At 68.2% G+C, this 19863-nt stretch carries 16 protein-coding genes and 2 pseudogenes; 10 read left to right on the top strand and 8 right to left on the bottom strand.

The window, feature by feature from the left end:
* Window positions 1-92 precede the first annotated feature (92 nt).
* Window positions 93-962, top strand: coding sequence for a helix-turn-helix domain-containing protein (locus tag ACFV8T_RS26495; protein WP_385331954.1), 870 nt, complete (start codon window positions 93-95; stop codon window positions 960-962).
* Complete coding sequence (locus ACFV8T_RS26490; RefSeq protein ID WP_385331951.1) at window positions 959-1753, top strand: SAM-dependent methyltransferase; 795 nt, start codon at window positions 959-961, stop codon at window positions 1751-1753. The genes ACFV8T_RS26495 and ACFV8T_RS26490 overlap by 4 nt, the downstream gene beginning before the upstream one ends.
* Window positions 1754-1893: 140 nt before the next feature.
* Here ACFV8T_RS26490 and ACFV8T_RS26485 read toward each other — a convergent pair whose 3' ends face one another.
* Complete coding sequence (locus tag ACFV8T_RS26485) at window positions 1894-3126, bottom strand: cytochrome P450 (RefSeq protein WP_385331948.1); 1233 nt, start codon at window positions 3124-3126, stop codon at window positions 1894-1896.
* A 666-nt stretch (window positions 3127-3792) separates the two neighbouring features.
* Between ACFV8T_RS26485 and ACFV8T_RS26480 the strand changes: the two genes are divergently transcribed.
* Window positions 3793-5082 (top strand): esterase/lipase family protein, encoded by a 1290-nt coding sequence (locus tag ACFV8T_RS26480; RefSeq protein WP_385331945.1) that lies wholly within the window; start codon window positions 3793-3795, stop codon window positions 5080-5082.
* Between the two features lie 10 nt (window positions 5083-5092).
* Window positions 5093-6118, top strand: a complete 1026-nt coding sequence (locus ACFV8T_RS26475; RefSeq protein ID WP_385331942.1) for an alpha/beta fold hydrolase — start codon at window positions 5093-5095, stop codon at window positions 6116-6118.
* A 93-nt stretch (window positions 6119-6211) separates the two neighbouring features.
* Here the strand turns inward: ACFV8T_RS26475 and ACFV8T_RS26470 are convergent.
* Window positions 6212-6562: pseudogene (locus ACFV8T_RS26470) on the bottom strand (transposase); the annotation flags it as partial.
* Between the two features lie 273 nt (window positions 6563-6835).
* Complete coding sequence (locus tag ACFV8T_RS26465) at window positions 6836-7402, bottom strand: TetR/AcrR family transcriptional regulator (protein WP_385331939.1); 567 nt, start codon at window positions 7400-7402, stop codon at window positions 6836-6838.
* Window positions 7403-7528: 126 nt separating this feature from the next.
* Between ACFV8T_RS26465 and ACFV8T_RS26460 the strand changes: the two genes are divergently transcribed.
* Window positions 7529-7912, top strand: a complete 384-nt coding sequence (locus tag ACFV8T_RS26460; RefSeq protein WP_385331936.1) for a nuclear transport factor 2 family protein — start codon at window positions 7529-7531, stop codon at window positions 7910-7912.
* Between the two features lie 459 nt (window positions 7913-8371).
* Here ACFV8T_RS26460 and ACFV8T_RS26455 read toward each other — a convergent pair whose 3' ends face one another.
* The 3 genes from ACFV8T_RS26455 to ACFV8T_RS26445 all read right to left on the bottom strand — a co-directional run bounded on the left by ACFV8T_RS26455 (window position 8372) and on the right by ACFV8T_RS26445 (window position 10732).
* Window positions 8372-9475, bottom strand: coding sequence for a PP2C family protein-serine/threonine phosphatase (locus tag ACFV8T_RS26455; RefSeq protein ID WP_385331933.1), 1104 nt, complete (start codon window positions 9473-9475; stop codon window positions 8372-8374).
* Window positions 9476-9582: 107 nt separating this feature from the next.
* On the bottom strand, window positions 9583-9774 hold the full coding sequence (locus tag ACFV8T_RS26450; RefSeq protein ID WP_385331931.1) for a hypothetical protein: 192 nt from the start codon (window positions 9772-9774) through the stop codon (window positions 9583-9585).
* Between the two features lie 343 nt (window positions 9775-10117).
* A complete protein-coding gene (locus tag ACFV8T_RS26445) occupies window positions 10118-10732 on the bottom strand; it encodes a hypothetical protein (protein WP_385331928.1) in 615 nt (204 codons plus the stop codon).
* 697 nt (window positions 10733-11429) lie between these two features.
* Between ACFV8T_RS26445 and ACFV8T_RS26440 the strand changes: the two genes are divergently transcribed.
* From ACFV8T_RS26440 to ACFV8T_RS26430, 3 genes and pseudogenes are all read left to right on the top strand, one after another.
* Window positions 11430-11678 (top strand): hypothetical protein, encoded by a 249-nt coding sequence (locus ACFV8T_RS26440; RefSeq protein ID WP_385331925.1) that lies wholly within the window; start codon window positions 11430-11432, stop codon window positions 11676-11678.
* Between the two features lie 627 nt (window positions 11679-12305).
* Complete coding sequence (locus ACFV8T_RS26435; RefSeq protein ID WP_385331922.1) at window positions 12306-12806, top strand: DUF4232 domain-containing protein; 501 nt, start codon at window positions 12306-12308, stop codon at window positions 12804-12806.
* A gap of 254 nt (window positions 12807-13060) precedes the next feature.
* A pseudogene (locus ACFV8T_RS26430) lies at window positions 13061-13438 on the top strand (ATP-binding protein); the annotation flags it as partial.
* 38 nt (window positions 13439-13476) lie between these two features.
* Here ACFV8T_RS26430 and ACFV8T_RS26425 read toward each other — a convergent pair.
* Together ACFV8T_RS26425 and ACFV8T_RS26420 are read right to left on the bottom strand one after the other, a co-directional pair.
* Entirely contained in the window at window positions 13477-15624 is a 2148-nt protein-coding gene (locus tag ACFV8T_RS26425) for a DUF6351 family protein (RefSeq protein WP_385331919.1), read from the bottom strand.
* 395 nt (window positions 15625-16019) lie between these two features.
* Window positions 16020-17162 carry a mandelate racemase/muconate lactonizing enzyme family protein gene (locus ACFV8T_RS26420; RefSeq protein WP_385331916.1) on the bottom strand — a complete coding sequence of 381 codons (1143 nt, stop codon included), beginning with the start codon at window positions 17160-17162 and terminating at the stop codon, window positions 16020-16022.
* Window positions 17163-17397: 235 nt separating this feature from the next.
* On the opposite strand from ACFV8T_RS26420, the gene ACFV8T_RS26415 reads away from it, so the two are divergent.
* Together ACFV8T_RS26415 and ACFV8T_RS26410 are read left to right on the top strand one after the other, a co-directional pair.
* Window positions 17398-18399, top strand: a complete 1002-nt coding sequence (locus tag ACFV8T_RS26415; protein ID WP_385331913.1) for a LacI family DNA-binding transcriptional regulator — start codon at window positions 17398-17400, stop codon at window positions 18397-18399.
* Between the two features lie 80 nt (window positions 18400-18479).
* Window positions 18480-19859 (top strand): ABC transporter substrate-binding protein, encoded by a 1380-nt coding sequence (locus ACFV8T_RS26410; RefSeq protein WP_385331910.1) that lies wholly within the window; start codon window positions 18480-18482, stop codon window positions 19857-19859.
* Window positions 19860-19863: the final 4 nt, after the last annotated feature.

Genomic DNA, 19863 nt, shown 5'->3' with positions numbered 1-19863 from the left:
ACACTCTGCAACCCTGCAGAGTGCGAGTAAGCGGTCGCTGCTGGATCGTGGAGCAGCGCGGCACCCGTCGATCGAGGAAGGGACTCCTGCCTGTGTCACGGCCCCGTTCCGGCCCCACCGTGGCCCTGCGCCTGTTCGCCTCCGAGCTGCGCGCCCGGCGCGAAGCCGCAGGTTTCACCCTGGAGGCCGCCGCGGTCGCCCTCGGCGTGCACGAGATGACGCTCAGCCGTCTGGAACTTGCCAGGACCGCCCCGCGCCGCGCGACGGTGAGCCACCTGCTGCGCCTTTACGGGACGCCGGACGCCGAGGCGGAGATGGTCCTGGCGTCACTGGAGGAGGCACGGCAGCCGGGATGGTGGCACCCGTACCGCGACATCCTCCCCGACCACCTGGCCGGGGTGATCGATCTGGAATCAGAAGCCTGCCTGATCCGCACCTACGCCCCCGGTGTGGTCCCCGAACTGCTCCAGACCCCCGGCTACGCGCGTGCGCTCCTGAAGCTGCGGCACCCCCGCGCCGGTGCGGAGGAGATCGGCCGACGGCTGCGGCTCCTGGAAGAACGGCAGCAGCACACCGTCTGCCGCATGGACCGGCCCGTACTGTTGTGGGCCCTGATCGAGAGCGTTGTACTGGAGCGGATGATCGGGGACCGGGACGTGATGGCCGAGCAGCTCGCCCACCTGGACCACTTCGCCGTACACCGGAGGGCGGTCACCCTGCAGGTGATCCCCGTAACAGCCGGACAGCACCCGCTGCTGCTGAGCGGGTCCGCGGACATCTTGCGCTACACCCACCCGCAGCTCGCCGACCGGCTGATCGTGCGCGGGCTTCACCCGGAGGCCACGACGGTCACGGAGGACAAGGGAGCGGTCCTCGCCTACCTCGCCGCGATGGACGCGACCGCGGCTCTCGCTCCGCCCCCGACGAACCGCATCCGGACCGGAAAGGACTCTCTCTCATGAGCAACGGCACGCAGGATCTGGACCTCCAGCCCGAGAAACCGCACTCCGCACGGTTCTGGAACTACCTGTTGGGCGGCAAGGACAACTTCGCCGCAGACCAGGAACTCGGCGAGCAGATCAAGCGCGAGTACCCCGGTGCGGTCGACCTGGCCATCGCGACCCGCGCCTTCCTCGGACGGACGGTACGGCACCTGGCCGGCGAGAAGGGGTTCCGGCAGTTCCTCGACATCGGTACCGGACTCCCGACCGCCGACAACACCCACGAGGTCGCGCAGCGCGTCGCACCCGACGCCCGCATCGTCTACGTCGACCACGACCCGATCGTCCTCGCACACGCCCGCGCCCTGCTCACCAGCACGCGTGAGGGCGCCACCGACTACGTGGACGCCGACCTGACGGACCCGGACACGGTGCTCGCCCACGCCACGCGGACGCTGGACCTGGACCGGCCGGTCGCGCTGATGCTGATGGCCGTCATCGGCCATGTCACCGACCCCGCCGAGGCCGCCGCCCTGGTGCAGAGGTACATGGCCCGCCTCGCGCCGGGCAGCTGCCTGGTCCTGTGCACGACCCTGGCTTCGCCAGAGGTCGACGCCGCAAACGAGTCCTACGCGGCCTCCGGGACCATTCCCTACGTGGCGAGCTCCGCCGAGGCGATGGCCGCAATGGCGGAAGGTCTCACCATCCCCCTGCCCGGCCTCGGACCGGTCAACCGCTGGTTCCCCGACCAGCGCACCGGGCCTGGTCCCGATACTGAGCAGTGGGGGTACGTCGCCTACAAGGCGGCCTGATCCTGCTGCCCGCGCCGAAGACGCCTCTCGGCGCGGGCCCCCCTACTCGTTCCCGGAACTGCCCGGCTCGTGCCGCCGCACGGTGAGCAGTGCAGTGGGAGCAAGCGAGGTCATGGTCGTCCTTCCCGTCCGTGGAGCCATCACTGGGATACCGGGCGCAGGCGAACGGGCAGGGCCACGTGCCCGTTGCTGATCAGGGTCGGCAGAGGCTGCAGTTCCCCAGGGGGTACCGCGAGTCGGGCGTCGGGAAAGCGCGCAAACAGCTGACGCAGGGCGGCGGCGACTTCGAGGCGGGCGAGGGGGGCGCCGAGGCAGTAGTGGACGCCGTGCCCGAAAGCCAGGTGGTCCTTGGTGGTTCGGGTGGCGTCGAAGAGATCGGCGTTGTCACCGTGCCAGTCCGGATGGCGGTTGGCGGCTGCGTAGGAGGCGAGAATCGCCTCCCCGGCCCGGATCGTCTGCCCGTCGGGCAGTGGGATGTCCTCGAGTGCGTAGCGCAGAGGCAGGTGCTTGATGGCCGGCTCGTGGCGCAGCGTCTCCTCGACGACGTCATTCCAGTCGCACCGGCCGGCGCGGACATGGGCCGTCTGCTCCGGGTCGGTCAGCAGGGAGGTGATGGCCTGGTCGATGACGTTGACGCTCGTCTCGTAGCCGGCGCTGATCATCAGCACCAGGGTACCGCGCAATTCGGCGTCGGTCAGAGCGCTGCCGTCGCCCTCCTCGTCGCGGGTGGCGATCAGGAGAGAGGTCATGTCGTCGCCGGGCTCGGCCCTTTTCGCGGCGATCAACTCGTCGAGGAGCCGGTAGAGGGTGGCCGCATTCGCCGCGGCTTCGTCTGCGGAGAGGGTTGTGGCGAACACCCGGTCCACCACCGTGCGGAGCCCTTTCAGCTGGGTGGAGGAAAGGCCCATCATCCGGCCGATGACCGCGATCGGCAGTGGATAGGCCAAGTGCTCGCGCAGGTCGACGAGTTCGCCGGCCGGAAGGGCGTCCAGGTCGTCGAGGACGACGGTGACGAGGTCCTCGACGACGGGCGTCAGGGCGGCGATACGGCGAGCGGAGAAGGCCGGGGCGATGAGACGACGCAGGCGGCGGTGGTCGCTGCCGTAGGCGGTGAACATGTTGTCGACCGTTACCCAGAGAGCGAGTGGCCAGGTGGGGACCGTGTCGGCAAAGGCCGGCCAGTGCGCTCGAGCGTCCTTGGAGACGTATGTGCGCGTCAGGAGCTGCTTCAGGAGGCCTGGATCGGAGACGGACCACGCGGTCACCCCGAGGATGTCCACGAGTGTGGCCGCCCCGCGGGCGCGCAGGGCCCGGTCCTCGGCGTGGTGGTCGGCAGCGGTGGGATCGAGGACGAATGGCTGCTCATCGGACATGTCCAGGGTTCCTTTCTGGCATGGGCATTCGAATTCCTGACGGAGTGGGTGGCACGTGCTGCGTGTCGGGATTACGTCGGCGGCGGTCCGACGAAGGAGGCCTCGTCCTCGGTCTGACGCTATGTCATGGTGGCTCCATTCACTGAGGAAACGCCTCTTCGTCCAGGGACCACCGAAACCCGGGTCATGGCGATTCCGTCACACCATTGACCGAGCATCCGACGAACAATCGGTGTCTGGTTACGCCACCCCCATGCGCAGGCGGGAGCACCCAACCGTGGCGAGCTGCTACGCACCATTCTGAACGCCCCGGCCTGACGGCACTGACGTGGGACCAGGCCAGGGCCCGCGCCTGCGTCTGGTGCAAGAAGCCCCTCACCACAGGTGCCGTGAGCGCCGGCACCATCCGCAACCGGGGTCAAGGTGATCGAGCCCTTCTCGTAACACTTCGAGATGAACTGGAAGACCGGGTTGGCTTCAGCGGATCACGCCATATGCACTGTCACCCGTTCGTGAACCCTGGTGTCCATTTCCGGGGATCGCCCTCGTCCGGCACTTGACCCCATACGGACCGCTCCCCTTGTGTGGCCCACACACATCCCCTCCCCGGTCGCCCCTTCCCTAGCGTGTGCGTCGCATCGGCATCATGGCCAAGGAGGCAGGAACATGCGGTACAAAGGTAACGCCGGGCGCCGGTGGTGGCTGCTGCCCGCCCTGCTCCTCGCAGTGGTGGCCGGGCTGCCGGCCACCGGCGGAAGCGCCGCGGCCGCCGAACCACCCGCGTATCTCACCCTTGAGGCGAGCTACGGAGTCGGCACCGTCACCAACGGCTGGGAGCGCGTCGACCGCTATCTCGACACCACCAGCGGCTTCCGCGCCGAGGGCTACCCCTCGGACGGACGAGGCGACCAGGACGGCAAGCGAGTCACCTACTTCGGTGGCGCCTCCCGCCCGTCCTCGGACCGCTTCCTCCTCTACTCCGCGCCCGGCTGGAACACTGGATCCCGCACCACACCCGTCCTCCTCGTCCACGGCGCGAACGACACCGCGGACCGCGCCTGGGCCAACCCGGGCGAGTCGGGCGGCTACGGCTGCGGAGCCCTGACCTGCCCATCCACCGGGATGATGCAGTCTCTGTCCGCGCGCGGCCACCGCGTCTTCGCCGTCGGCTTCGCGCACAAGCAGGGCGACAACCTGATGCAGGCGCAGATCGTCGGCGACGCCATCGCCGTCATCAAGGCGAAGCTGGGCGTGAGCAAGGTCGATCTGGTCGGCTGGAGCAAGGGCGAGATGTCGACCCGCGCGTATGTGTCGTCCCTGAAGCCGAGCTGGGGGCGGGCGTACGCCGGCGACGTACGGAAGCTGATCACGCTCGGCGGTCCGAACGGCGGCTACGACTACCCGTACGCCCACGGCTGGGCCCATGACTTCTCCATCTGGCCCGAGTGCGGAGGAAAGATCAACGCCCCCTCCCCGCACTCCCACATGACCTGCTACGGCCAGTACACCGCGCACCCCGAGTTCTCGATGACGCCCTCCGGCGGATACGACAACTATCCCGGCCAGCGCCAGATGCTGGCACGCTGGGACGGTACGTACGGAGTCGACGGCGCCGCACAGGACTGGTACACGACCTACTACGGCGGCCAGGGCTTCTACACCGCGGGCAGCGGCATCCAGGCCGCCATCGACGCCGGATCGCTGATCGCACCGCTGCACAGCGCCGGAGTACCCGCCTCCGTCACCACCTATCTGCTGGCCGGCGGATCCCCCGACATCGTCGGTATCTTCAACGAGAACCGCGGCCCCAGCGACGGCGTCGTCTTCATCTCCAGTGCGCTCGACACCACCGGCATCCCCACGGTCGGCGGCAAAGCCACCATCGCGACCGCCAACCACCTCGAACTGGGCTGGCACAGTGCGGCCACCTCCCAGGTCGCCACCTGGCTCTCCTGAAGGACCCGACATGGCCTCACTCCGCACCCGCCGCGTCTCCACCGGCCGGCTGACCGTCCAGATCCTCGACGTCCGGGACGAGGGCGAACCGGTCGTCTTCGTCCACGGCAACGTCTCCTCCTCCGCCTTCTGGCGCACCGCCCTGCTCGCCCTCCCGCAGCGCTACCGCCCCATCGCCGTGGACCTGCGCGGCTTCGGCGGCACGGACCCGCTGCCGGTCGACGCGACACGCGGACTGCTCGACTACACCGACGATCTCGCCGTGCTGCTCGCCGCCCTCGAAATCGACCGGGCCCACCTGGTGGGCTGGTCCATGGGCGGAGGGGTGGTCATGCAGTACCTGCGGGACCACCCGGCCGCGGTGCGTTCACTGACCCTGGTCAGCCCCGTCTCCCCGTACGGCTTCGGCGGTACGCACGGGCCGGACGGCACCCTCAACTCCCCCGACGGGGCCGGATCGGGCGGCGGCACGGCCAACCCCGAGTTCGTCCAGCTGCTCGCCAAGGGCGACCGCGGCGAGGACTCACCGCTCTCGCCCCGCAGCGTCCTGGCGACCTGCTATGTCAAGCCGCCGATGCGCCCCGAGCACGAGGACGAGTACGTCGAGTCCATGCTCAGCACACGGACCGGCGACGACCACTACCCGGGCGACAGCGCGCCGTCCTCCGCCTGGCCGGGTATCGCGCCAGGCACCCGCGGGGTGCTCAACTGCCTTGCGCCGACGTACTTCCGCATCGGCGACCTGCACCTGATCGACCCCAAGCCGCCGGTGCTGTGGGTACGCGGCGAGGATGACGTCATCGTCTCCGACACCTCGATGTTCGATCTGGCACACCTGGGCTCGATCGGCGCGGTGCCGGGCTGGGACGGGACCCCCGCCCAGCCGATGGTGGAGCAGACCCGCCATGTCCTGGACCAGTACGCGGCAGCCGGCGGCTCGGTACGGGAGGTCGCCGTGTCCGGAGCGGGACATTCGGTACACCTGGAACGCCCCGAGGAGTTCGGCGCAGCACTGTTGGGGATCCTGTCGGCATAACAGTGTGCACCCCGCGTCCGGGCGCCGTCCGAAGCCGACGGGCCCCGGACGCGCCGGCGTCCCCTCCAGGGTCCTGGGGCCGGTCGGGGTCAGCCGTCGCAGCTGGTGGCCGTCGGTGCGCGGGTGGTCGGCGAGCTTGTGACTGTCCCCTGCGTCGGTCTTGGCCGTGGAGGCTCCCCAGCGCGGACGCATGGCGTGGAAGGCGTTCGGGTGCACAGGCACCACCGGGTGGCCGGCGGCCGGCAGCCGGTCCACGACCAGCCCGCGGGTCGTCTCGATCGCCACCGGTGAGTCGGCCGAACTCCTGTGCCGGGCAAGGCGTTTGAGGGTCGTCCCGATGCCTTGCCCGGTGTGTGCCGGCTCCCAGCGGTCCACGCGGGTGCCGGAGTTGTCCATGACGCCGACGTCGTGGGTCTCGGTCGCCCGGTCCCATCCGATGAACACGAAAGAAGTACTCCTGTGACGTCGACGGAGCACCTGCCCGGTGGTGAGGTCGTCTGCCGGGAGCTCATTGATCGGCCCTCCGCGGGGCGTGTCCCTGAAGCCGATCAGACGGCCTCGGCCCGGCGGGGCCGGCGTAACTCATGCCGGCCGTCGAACGGCTCGCGCACATGGCCGTGCACCCACCGGGACCGAGAGGTCACAACCCTACCGAAGAGGGCTGCAGAAGGAATGGTCCTCCAATGAGCGCACCGGGCATCGGCAGCGCCGCCGTCTTCAGTCCGGAGGTCCTGCCAGGGCCTTGAACGCCGGGCGCAGTAGAGCGGCGATGCGGTCGGCTGAGGCGCCACGAAGAGCGGTCAGGCGGAGGAACTGATGGCCGATGGTGACGCCCAGCAAGGCGGTGACGAAAAGTGCGGCGCGCAGCTCGGGGTCCTCGGCTGCGGGCAGGGCAGCGCTGACGCTGTCGATCTGCCGATCGAGGGTGACGCGGACGTGATCGGCTGCTGCCGGGTCGGTGAGCATGGAGCGCAACATCGCCAGCGTGCCCTCGGGAAGGCCGCCGAGCTTGAGGTCGAGCGTGGCCAGCAGCTGCTCGACGAGCGCGTCGGTGTCAGTGGTTGCCGGCAGTACGGGAAACGCCTGCACGGCTTGGGTGAAAAGCTCGCGCTTCGAGCCGAAGTACTGCATGACCAGCGCCGGGTCGACGCTCGCCGCAGTCGCCACGGCACGGATGGTGGTGCGATCGAACCCCTTCTCGGCGAACAGCTCCCGGGCACTGTCGAGGATGCGCGCCTCGGTCGCTCGGCGGCGGTCGGCGCGGGACTGGCGAGGAGTGGACACCGATTCACTCTACAGCCGTTGACCGAACTTCCAGCCGACCCTACGGTAGGTGGGTCAACAAGTGTTGAGCGGATGGAGGCGTCAGTGCCGCATATGGATACACCTGCTGTTCGCACCCCTCGCGAGGTGCTGAACCGCTATTACCAGGCCATGCTCGACAAGTCCCCGGACGATCTCGCCGATCTCTATGCCATGGACGCGGTGCACGAGTTCCCGTTCACCTCTCCCGGTTTCCCTCCGCGCTACGAGGGACGCGAGGCAGTGCGCGCGGGATACCGGGCGGCCTGGGGCACAAGCCCCATCCAGGTGCAGGAGGTCAGGAAGATCGCGGCCTACGAAACCGCCGATCCGGAAGTGATCATCGCCGAGCACGTCGTGGTAGGAACGCTGCCGACCAGACGCACCAACTTCACCGTCCCCGGTCTTTTGATACTCCACATTCACAGCGGACTGATCACGCGCGCCCGCGACTACATGGACAGCTCGGCAGTCGCCGGCGCCAGAGGATGAAAGCCAGACCGATACGGGACACCCGGGCGCAAACGGAGCGTGATCAGCCGGTGTCCTGTGACAGCCAACCCTGACCGATTGCCACTGAACTTGACGACTGCGCGGTTCGCGCCATCGAACGTGGACAGGGCCGTCCCATAACCTGGCGGCGCATGTTGACACCGTGGCCCCTGAGGGACGCATGGACTCGTCGTCCTTGGTCTCGGCGATCGTCGCCGTCTGCAATGCGGCGGCTGCCGCGCTCTTCAGCTGACCGAGCAGCTCACCCGCCGCCTCGGCGTCACGCCCGACGAGGTGACCGCCGCGTACACGCCGGAGCTGCGGGCCGCCACCATCGACGAACCCAACCAGGCCCTCCACCTGTGACTGAGCGCTGTGGTCGGCCATGCCGAGCAGCCCAGCCGACCGCCCGAAGCACGGGCCGAGGGGTTCATCGGCCACTGGGAGTGGGCCCGTGCCTCATCCGTTACGGACCGTCGTCACCGTCTCCTCGACCAGGCGAGGCTCGTGTACTTGCCGGTCCGGCTCGATGGGGAACTGGCTGTGGGTGTGCTGGAGGGCGATCACGGCGGCGTCGTCGGCCAGGTGCCCGCCGACGTGGGCGAGCAGGTCGGTGCGCAGGCGGCGGATCAGTGCCGGGGGACTCTCGTCCGTCCAGGCGGCGGCGCGCTCGGCCAGCGGGTAGAAGACGCCCCGGGCGTCGCGGGCCTCGATCAGGCCGTCTGTGTGCAGCAGCAGCACATCGTTCGGTTCCAGGGTGAAGGTGTCGACGTGGTAGTCGGGGCGGCTCAGCTCGCCCAGGCCCAGCGGTGGCGCGGGCCGGAGAACAGGCAGCGCGGTGACGTGCCCGTCGTGCAGCAGCAAGGGTGGCGGGTGCCCGCACGTGACCATCTGCGCCCGCGAGGTCTTGTCGGGGATGTCGAGGACGGCGGCGGTGATGAAGCATTCCCCGGCTGTCTCCGCTTCGGCGGGCTCGGCCAGGTTCCAGCAGACGCTGTGCTCCAGGTAGGCCATGAGGGCGGGCAACGCGGCCTGGCGGTGCGCGGCCTCACGGAAGGCTCCCAGCAGCAGGGCGGCGTCGCTGATCGCGGTCAGGCCCTTGCCCCGGGCATCGCCGATGATCAGCCGGGTGCCGGTGGGGGTGCGGACGGCGGCGTAGAGGTCGCCGCCGATCAGGGCGTGCTCCTGCGCCGCCAGGTACATCGACGCCACCCGCAGTGGGCCGATCCGGCGTGGCAGCGGCCGCATGACCACGTTCTGCGTGGCTTCCGACACCGTCCGTACTTGCGTCAGCTCACGGGCGTGGCGCACCTGCAGATAGCGGAACACGGTCACGATCACCGAGACCACCAGCAGGGCGATGATCTGCGAATCGAAGTAGAGCGTCCCCAGGAGGTTCTCGTGTGCCAGGCCGATGCCCAGCAGGGCGGCCACCGCGGCACCACCCATCACCCCGGTCAGCACGGGACCGGCGAATGACGCCGTGATCGCAGGCGCCACGATCAGCAGCGGCCCCAGCGGGACACCGCGCGGGCTCAGCCCATCGGCCAACACGATGGTCACGATCAGCCCGAGCGGGACCGCCAGCAGAGCATCGGACGCTTGCCGAGAGCGCTGCCGGCGCGGAAGCCGCTGCCGCAAGCCCATAAGCCCGGTCTACACCCACGGGGTCAGTCGCGCAGGTCCTCGCTGGAGAAGCACACGAAGGCGGCCTGCGGTACGTGGGCACCGCACCAGAGGAACGTGGCGCGGCCGTGCCGGGCGGTGCGGCGGCGTACGACTTCGGCGTAGGACTGGGAGGCGAAGCCGCGGACGACCAGGACGGGGATGCCGTACTCGGCCGGCCAGGAGGTGGTGAACATCTACCGGAGGGTGTCCCTTTCCGCCGCGACGTACACCGGCCGCCGGCTCTCGGTGCGTCGAGGGCGGACCAGTTGGCGGCCTCGTGCAGGAACGTGGCCGCGTCCGGCCAGGCCGGCGGCTCACCCCTCCCCATACCCCATGGCAACCGCCCTTCTCACCACCTCATCGACCGAACGCCAACTACATTTGAACGCGCTCAAAATAATGTAGGGATCCGCCGTCAAGGCAGCAGGCAGAGCGCAAGGGCCCGGCGAGAGTTTGCCGGCGCATCAACTTCCATCCATCACTCAACGTGTCCTCATCAAGGAAGTTGAGCCAGAACCACTGCCCGATACCCCAGGCTCACCGGTCTTGGACGTCCGGCAAGGTGGTATCCGCGGCGGCATAGAGGAACTCCAGGAGCTTGCCGTATGCCTCGCTGTGCGCCCTGTCGTTCTCTGCCCCGTGCTGCGACGTTTCTGTGTCATTGTCAACCGCGTGCAGCCAGTCGATGACTGTGCCGAAGTACGGCACCAAAGCGCCTGTTGCCGCTTGCGCGGCAGTGCCCATCTCGCTGGGGCCTTCGATGAAGACGATGTGCTGAAGGCGGTCGAGCCGACGGTGCAGAGTTCGTGCTTCGTTCCAGAGGCGGCGGGCGGCTTGGCGGCGCTCTTCACGTTCCTCAGGAGGGTCGCTTGCTTCGATGCCTCCAAGTTTGATGCCCGCATCGCTCAGCGCTCCGTGTACCAGATGACAGCTTTCGGCGAAGGCCAGGTAGGCACTCTTGCGCGATTCGCGAAGAGCACGAGTCCGTTCAGCATCCATCTGAAGGTGGGCGTGCCTCAACTGCGTCTCGGACTGGATCTCGGCCTGTTGCGCTGCCTTCCTTCCAGTGATCCAGGCGGATGCCGTAGCTCCGAATGCGCCGACCGCAGCGCCGATGACGCCACCGAGGAGTCCTGCAAGTCCTGCGTCCATGGCGTGATTCTGGTGGCCACGCGGTGTGCGTTGCCAGTGGGGCGCGATCATTGTGCCTGACCACTCAACCAGTCACTGTGGGCCTTTGCTGCCGACATCGGCAGCGCAGGCGGCCCATTCTCCGGCGGCGGCTCGCTGCCACTTGACGGCGACGGCGATGTGGATGCCGAGGATGCGGGAAAGGACAGCTGCGGGCAGCTCGGTGGCACGCTGGAGCAGGGCGGTTGAGCGGGCTTCTGCTGGCGCCAGGCCCGTCCTGGTCGTCCCCCGCTGGTGCGAAAGTACCGCCGGCAGGCCCGCCGCCGTCGCCCCCGAGGATCGTTGGAACCGTGGTTGGTGGCGGAGCGGGCCGCGGACCGGGACTGGCCGGCCGCGAGGCCCCGGCCGGCGAAGTCGTCGCGCACGGTTCAGGTGGCGTTCCGGCTGTGGAGCGGTCAGCTGGCCCTGGTCTACGTGGCCGACGCCGACCTGGACGCGGCGGCTATGCGGCGGGCGCTGGAGGCAGAGGTGGGCCCGCATGCGGAGGTCAAGGCCGCCGCGCTGCTGCTGGACGAGCTGCTGCCGCCCGGCGCACCGGCCCCACGGGGCACGGCGCGCGGAGAATGGACACTCGCCACATACGTCATACACCGCCCCAACGAAGTCCAACTCGGAGTAAGTCTGGGGACTTGCAAAGTCGGGAGAATGAGGAACCCGCGTGGAGGCTGTCGTCCTGGCGTTGTGCGCCCTGGCCGCATACGGACTTTTCCTGAAGACCCGGACCGTGCTCCACACCTGGCGGCTCCCCGCCCCGTCCATCAGTATGGATCGGCTGGACGTCTACCAGAAGCAGGCGTTCCAGGAGATCTGGCGCCAGGACATCACCCCGGCTCCGCGACGTCCTCGACCCTCCGATCCCGCCACAAGAGGAAACCCTCTTCGAGATCTGACTGGTGACACACGGTAACGAACCACAGAACCTGAGCCAGAACCGGGATTCGTGAATAGAACCATCCTCCACTGACACAAATCCGCGGGCAGTCATCCCTCACTGGCACAGAAGCTCGTTGATCGCCCATCACCGGCAATCGATCAACGTTCACTGACACAGGTCACAACTGACCCGACCACCCGCACGGATCGTGATGGCCGGGATAGGGACTGTCACGCTTGCCGTGCTGTCACGAAAGCGGCCCTGGACGGGGGTTCCGGGGGTGTCCTGGCCTCAAAGAACGTTCAATTCGGGCATTCGGACGGCTGCTGTCACGCGGTCCGCGGTCCGCGGTGAGCGGTGAGCGTGACAGACAGCGTGACGTGACGCTCAGTAAGCATGAGCGACCACCTCGCTGCCTTCAGCGGCGGCTCCGGTTCGACGGGCCCGAACTGCTGAGAGCCTTGGCCTGAAAGACCGGTGGGCGGCCCGGCCCCGCACCCCGCACCCCGGCCCGGCTCACCGGTGACTTTGTCCGGAAGGGCTGTTCTTTGACATTTCGTGACATTGTCGCGAAGAGCATCGGGCAGGAATCCCGCTGACCCGTGGTTCCGTGGGGGAAGGTCCGCGGGACCAGTCGGCAAGGCAGGGAGAGAGCTGAGCATGCGCACCAACCGCACGTCCGTCATCGTCGTCGCCATCGCTTTGGCGGCCATCGCGAGCGCTGGCACCGCGCGGGCCGCGACGTCTTCCGATGTCGCCGCCCCGTCGGCCTGTCGGCCCGCCAACCACCTCGCGAAGATCAGGCAGGACCAGGCCAGTTCCGGGCACGTCCACTTCCGTGTCACCCTGACCGCGCCGAAGGGATACGCGGCGTGCCGACTGGCCGGCTCCCCGACCGACGTGGCCTTCGCGCACCACGGCACACCGCTCGGCATCACGGCCGGACAGTACGGTGATCAGAAAGCCGTGGTCACCTTCGGGCCGGGCCGACCCGTCCACTTCGACATCCAGGTCCCCAACAACGGCCACGCCACCCCGGCGGACGAGGCGTCGTTCACCCTCAGGGCCCCGGATGGAGAGATCCCGGGCACCTCCGCCGCCGAAGGCCGGTTCGTAGTGACCGCCGGGACCGTCATCGGCCCGATCCAGTCCGGAGCCTGACCCTTCGGACCGCTCGCCGCGCGGGGCACCGACATGCAGCGCGGCGGTGGTCCGACCGGTCGGCGAAGCGGCCGCGGAGCGTGCTGCCGGGTGGCATGCCGGGGGATGCCGGGCCCGGCCGCCCGCTCCGCGGGTCCAGCGGCCCGATAGGCCAGGACTTCGGACACGGGCGGGCGGCTCTCGCGCCCGTACGAGCACGCACTGCCGTCCGCCCCGTACGTCACCACACACTCAGGCCACATCGGCGCGCGGGGAAGAAAACGCTGCGGGCCTTCGACTTCGACGCCAACCCGAACATCGACCCTGCGGTCATCCACACCCTGGCCACCTGCGAGTGGATCAGGAAAGGGCTGCCGCTCTGCCTGATCGGCGACTCAGGAACCGGGTAGTCCCACCTGCTGATCGCGCTCGGCGCCGAGGCCTCCGTAGCCGGCTTCCGGGTCCCCTGCGCACTCGCCACCAAGCTGGTCAACGTGCTGGTTGAGGCCGCGGACGAGAAGATCCTGACCAAGACCATCGCCCGCTACGGACGCGTCGATCTCCTCTGCATGGATGAACTCGGCTACATGGAGCTTGACCGCAGGGGCGCTGAGCTGCTGTTCCAGGTGCTGACCGAACGCGAGGAGAGGTCGCAGCCGCCCCCCGGTTTGGGTCACCTGCCGCGATCCTGTCACCGGTCGAAGGAGAGCCAGGTACCGGCGAGGCCCTGCTGACCCGCCCCAGGCTTGGACCAGTCGCAGACACCGTCCCGGAAGATCGCCTTCAGATCCTCGAACTGGCCATCGGTCACCGGCACTCGGTAGTCGGAGCGGACCACGGGACGCTTGCGGCACTTGACGATGTCGTTGGCCACATCGGCTCCGGCGACCATCCGCGGCGATGTCCACACCGGGTAGAGGGTGTTGCACTCGGTGTTGTCGATGCCCTCGACCTGGGGCTCCGCGATCTTCTTCGCACCGATGCCACGGGTCCAGCAGGCGTCCGTCAGACCCTGCGGCTGGTGGCGGACGATCTTGTCGATGGGGGCATCCTTGCTGGAGTCTCCCTTGATGCCGGTGAGCCACTGGTCCATGTCGGACAGCATCCCGGCGAGAGTGAATCCGTGCCCGTTGGAGCGGGTGAGCATGACCTGGTTGGCGTGGGTGCCGTTGGCCTTGTCCAAGCGCGCCCGGGTGGAGAAGGAGTGGAAGCGCATGTGCATGTCGCCGGTCGCCGCGTCGTCCGTGTAGTCGCGGTAGTCGATGATCGGAACGTCGGCGAGGCCGCCGCCGCCGTTCAGCATGCGGCCCGTGCGGTAGGCGAGCCGTACCGCCTTGAGATCGGCGACGGTGCGCTCCGCGGCGGGCTTGGCGTCGTCGTCGAGGCCGCCGATGCGCCGGTTCAGGTCGATGAACTGGCCCATGTCGATGGTCCCCTTGTTCAGGGCATCGAGTCCGTACTGGATACCGGTGTTGTCGAGCGGCCTGCGCGCCTTCCCGGTCTCCGGTACCTCGCCGTAGACGTTCACGGTGTGGCTGTAGACGTCACAGCGGGCACCGTCCGGGTTGGTGACGGGGTCGTAGCGCTGTCCCTCGGGCAACTGGGGCGGACAGAACATCGTGGGGTCGATACGGCCGGCGGCCCTGGCCAGGCTGCCGATGCTCTCCCACTTCCCGAACCCGGAGACCGCCCTCTGCTGCTCCTGGGTGAATGCGTCCGGCGCGACGTCCTTGAAGTAGTGGTTCAGGAGCTGGGCGTCGCTGAGCGTCTGAATCGTCCCGAAGCCGACGTCGGGGAAGCTGCAGCCGGAGAGGATGCCGTCCAGCAGACCCGGGTAGTTGTCGGCGATCTGGTGGGTCTGGTACGAGCCGCCGGAGCAGCCGTTTCCGATGGTGAAGGCCGGGTCGCCGTACGTCTCCACGAAGCGTTCCTTGACCATGCTCATGGTCTCGGCGGCCAGCAGGTCGTTGCAGTTGTTTCCGAAGACGTTCAGCGTGGACGATGCGACGCCGTAGCCCTTGCTCAGATACGTGTCGTTCATGATGCCGACGGTGTTGCGGCCCTGGACGTACCAGCCACCGTTGCAGCCCCCGCCGAAGCCGTACACGAGGCGCCCGTTCCAGCCCGGCCCACGCTGCAGCGGGTCGGGGGTACCGGCGTTCGGGTCGTGCAGCACGGCCGTCTCGTAGATGCCGCGGTTGATGGTGCCGGTCTCCACGCGGACGATGTACGGCACCTTCTTGCCCGCGCTCGTCGTGACGGTCGCCAGGTCGGCGGGACGGACGTTCTCGTCGGGCAACGGAACGAACTTGCCGGCCGTGGTGCGATACATGTAATCGACGCGGGTCTTGACCGAGCAGTCCTTGTCGATCGGCTGCCCGAGAGTGTCGCCGGTGACCGTCTTGAACTCGGCGGTGTCACAGACGAACGGCTGCTCGTGCGGCCCGGCGAACACCGGCCCCGTGATGGGGTGGTTCTTCAGAGTCAGTTGTCCGGAGTCCGCGCCCTGGGCCCTGGCCGTGAGCCTGTTGTCGCCCTTGGACAGCTCCTTCACCACGCCCATCAGCGCATTGTCACCGGAGGGCCGGAAGCTCGGGGTCACGTCCCGGCCCTCCACCTCGACCCGGACTTTGTCGACCGCTATGGAGGCGGGCACCTCGACACGTATCAGGGCGTCGTCTCCCGACACCGTGCCGGGCCGCGACGACACGGCCGTCACCTGCAGCTTCACGCGTTCCTGGCTGCCGGCCGGCGTCGCCGACGCGCCTACCAGCACGCCCATGAACGCTATGCCGACAAGGCCCAGTTCGACCGGCCTCGCGGCTCCTCTGAACAACACGACGGAACTCGCCTCACTTTCTGGAGTCGGAGATCATGCTCAGTGTGTGGATGCGGGCCATGGGCCCGCCGGGACGGTGATGCGAATGTCCCGTTGTCATGGCGTGCAACTTTCCAGTCAATGACATGCACATGTAACATCCGGCTCGGCGTACGGCTGCGCCCGCCGATGAAGACGCCGAAGGACTTCGGGCAGGCCGGTATCGGCTGCTTGTTGCCCCGTCCGGCGGTGCCGGGCAGGACGACCGGAACAACTACGTCGCAGACGAGGCAGCGCCGTCCCCACCCCGGTGTTCCGACAGGGACACCGGCGGCTGATACAGCGGGGCGAAGGAGTCAGGGCCGGCCCCGCGCCGGTGGCCACGCCAAACGCCTGTACGTTCCGGCCCTGCGCGACTACCAGTTCGTGAACGCCCCGTCCGCCGTGCGCAAGTGCGGGCGCTCGGCCGCCGCGGCCTGATAACGCCGCGCCCCCTCCCGGTCGATGTCGACGCCGATGCCCGGCAGTTCACTCAGCTCCACCCGCCCCGGCAGGATCGTCGGCCGCGCGGTGAAGAGGGCGGCGATGGCCGGATCCAGGTCGGTCTGGTGCTCCTGGATCGCCACATTGGGGCAGGCCAGGTTGAGTTGGAGCGAGGACGCGGCGGTGACCGGGCCGAGCGGGTTGTGGGTGGCGAGCTTGATGTGGTGGGTCTCCGCCATCGCCGCGATCTTCTTCGCCTCGGTCAGGCCCGCGGCCACCCCGACATCCACGCGCGCGTAGTCGATGAGGTCGTCCTCGATGAGTGTCCTGAACTCCCATTTGGAGCCGTACTGCTCACCTGCGGCCAGTGGTACGCCGGTGCGGGCCCGCAGCATGCGGTAGCTGTCCGGGTTCTCACAGCGCAGTGGGTCCTCGACGAAGTACGGGCGGGCCGCCTCGATCTCCCGGCACAGGGTCAGCGCCTCCGGCGGATCCAGGCGCGTATGGACGTCGAGGATCAGCTCCACCTCGTCACCGACCGCGTCCCGCACCTGGTGGAAGAGGTCCACCGAGTCGCGCAGGCAGCGGCGGGCGTCAAGCGTGCCGTCGGCGTCGTGCGGCGAGGCGAACCGGAGATGACGCCAGCCCTCGGCGACCAGGTCGCGGCAGCGGTCCAGGAACCACGCGCGGTCGTGGTAGCCGTCGCCGACATGCACATAGGCGGGTACGTGATCACGCACCCGGCCGCCGAGGAGCTCATGCACCGGTACGCCGAGCGCCTTGCCGCGGATGTCCCAAAGGGCCACGTCCACCGCTGCGATGGCAGCGCCGAGTATGCGGTCGGCGGGAAAGAACCCGCGCCGGAACATCACCTGCCAGAGGTGCTCGATCCGTCGCGGGTCCTCGCCGACGATCAGCTCCGCCAGGTGCCCGAGCCCCCCCGCGACCGCCCGTTGGCGCGACCTGATGCCGACCTCGCCCAGTCCGTGGATGCCCTCGTCGGTGTCGACCACGACCAGCATCATGCTGTCGCCGTGGTCGGGGAGAGTCAGCACTTCCAGGCCGGTGATCTTCATTCCACTCCTCTATGAAAACGTTCCCGCAACTTCAGTGCCGTTCTTGAGAACACATCATCAACAGCAGTCGAGTCGAAGCACAAGACCCATGCACCCAGAAGGTTTTTCTCGATGAAATAGTCCTGACACACGTCTTGACACGTCATGGGAACGTTCGCAAACATCAACCGCATTCGCAGGATCCAGATGCGAGACGACCGGGGTCCCCCGGCTCAAGACGACGAGGAGGCCGTCCGTGGCAGTCACGATCCGGGAGGTGGCGAGCGCCGCGGGTGTCTCGGTGTCGACGGTGTCCCGTGCGTTCACCGCACCCGACCAGGTGCAGCCGACGACGCGGCAGCGCATCCTCGACGCCGCGGCCAAGCTCGGCTACTCCCCCAACCCGGCGGCCCGTTCACTGCGCGGCAGCGGCACCGGAACGCTCGGCCTGATCGTCCCGGACATCGCCAACCCGTTCTTCCCGCCGATCATCAAGGCGATGCAGGCCCGCGCCCGGCACCTGGGCTACACGGTCCTGGTCGCCGACAGCGACGAGCGCGAGGCGGACGAACTGGCCGCCATCGCGGCCGTGTCGAAGCGGGTCGACGGCCTGATCCTGTGGGCCTCCACCCTCACCGAGGACCGGCTCCATGAACTCGCGGGCCGGATGCCTCTGGTGGTGGTGAACCGTCACGTGCCGGGCATCCCCGAGGTCCGGATCTCACTGTCCGCCGGCATCGCGCAGGCCGCCGAGCAGTTGAAGGCGTACGGTCATCGGCGCTGCGTCTTCATCAACGCATCCCGCGCCGAGCTGAGCCGCGGAAAGTCCATCCAGGAGTCCTTCGAAGCGCTCGACCTCTCCCTGTCCGAGCTCGGCCCGTACGAGCCGCGGTTCGAGACGGGCGTGCACGCCGCCACCCTCGTCGCTGCCCACGATGCGACGGCCGTGATCGCCCACAACGACCTGGTCGCCCTCGGCGTGCTGCACCAGATGGCCAACCTCGGCGTAAGCGTGCCGCGCGACGTCAGCGTCATCGGCATCGACGACACACTGCTCGCCTCCGTCTCCACCCCCAGTCTCACCACGATCAGGATCGACCCCGAAGAGATCGCCACGCGGGCGGGGGACCTCCTGATCGAGACGATCGCGAGCACAACAGGACGTACTGGACAAGGACTTGACGTCACTTCCCCCTTCGTGGAGATCGGCTCCCGCCTGATCCCCCGCGCCTCGACGGGCCCCGCACCCGCCCACTGATCCACGGCGCACACCACCACAACGAGCAAAGCACCGCACTACACCGCACCGAGCCCACTCCTGCCCTTCTTGGAGCCGTTATGCCCAGAAATTCCCGCTGTGCGGCCATACTTGGCTGCATAGCGCTGACCGCGACCCTCGCGGGCTGTTCCTCCCTCACCCCGAGCAGCGCCGGCGGGGACGGCGATCTCGTGCTGCGGGTGCAGGGCATGCCGCCGGCCACCGACAAGCCGGGGGTCGCCCTGTTCAAGAAGCAGGTGGCCGACTTCGAGAAGGCCAACCCGGGCATCAAGGTCAAGGGGTCGACCACGGTCTTCGACCCGCTGACGTTCTCCGCGAAGCTGTCCGGCGGCAATGTCGAGGATGTCATCAAGGTGCCGCTGACCGAGCCGCAGCGGCTCATCCAGCAGAAGCAGGTACAGCCGATCACCGGGCAGCTCAAGGAGTGGAAGCACTTCAAGGAGTTCAACCCTCAGGTCCTCCAGCCGCTCACCGACAGCGCCGGCGACGTGTACGGCGTACCGCAGAATCCGTACGCCCAGGGCCTGGTCTACAACCGCGAACTCTTCGAGAAGGCCGGCCTCGACCCCGACAGACCGCCGACCACCTGGGCGGAAGTCCGTACCGCCGCCAAGAGGATCAGCGACAGTACCGGCAAGGCGGGCTTCGTCCACGAGTCCAAGGACAACCAGGGCGGCTGGCAGCTGACGATGCTGTCGTACGCCTTCGGTGGCGAGCTGGAGAAGGAGCAGGGTGGCACGTACACCGCCACGCTCACCGGGGAGCCGACGAAGAAGGGGTTGCGGCTGCTCAAGGACATGCGCTGGAAGGACGATTCGCTCGGCAAAACCCTCCTCAACAATCAGAACGACGTGATCAAGCAGTTCGCGGCCGGGCAGGTCGGCATGTTCATGGGCAGCCCGGGGACGTACCGACTGGCGAAGATGCAGTTCGGCATGGAGAACACCGACGCCTTCGGAGTGGCCCCGATGCCGCAGTCCGGCGGCGACGCGACACTCACCGGCGGCGACATCTACATGGTCCCGAAGTCCGCCGACAAGAAGCATGCGGCAGCCGCCGTCGAGTGGCTGACCTTCGCCTACGCCAAGCCGCAGTACAGCACCGACATCGCCGCCGAGCAGGCCAAGGCGCTCTCTGCCGACCCGAAGTCCGCGGTGGGCGTGCCGACGCTGCCGGTCTTCGACAAGAAACGGCAGACCGAGATCGACGCCGCGGTCAAGCCGTACGTCAATGTGAAGCTGCAGAACTTCAAGCCGTACATCGACGGCCTCTCCACGCTGAAGCTGAAGCCGGAGCCGCCGTACCAGGCGCAGAAGCTGTACACCGTGCTCGACCCGGTGGTCCAGGCTGTGCTCACCAAGCGCGACGCCGACATCGACTCCCTGCTGGCCTCGGCCGAGAAGGACGTCAATGCCAAGCTCGCCGCGGACCAGAAGTAGCCGG

The organism is Streptomyces sp. NPDC059832, from assembly GCF_042731715.1.
In the GTDB taxonomy this organism is placed as follows: domain Bacteria; phylum Actinomycetota; class Actinomycetes; order Streptomycetales; family Streptomycetaceae; genus Streptomyces.
The sequence above is the reverse complement of the archived record's forward strand: the minus strand, read 5'-3'. Positions and strand labels throughout refer to the sequence as shown.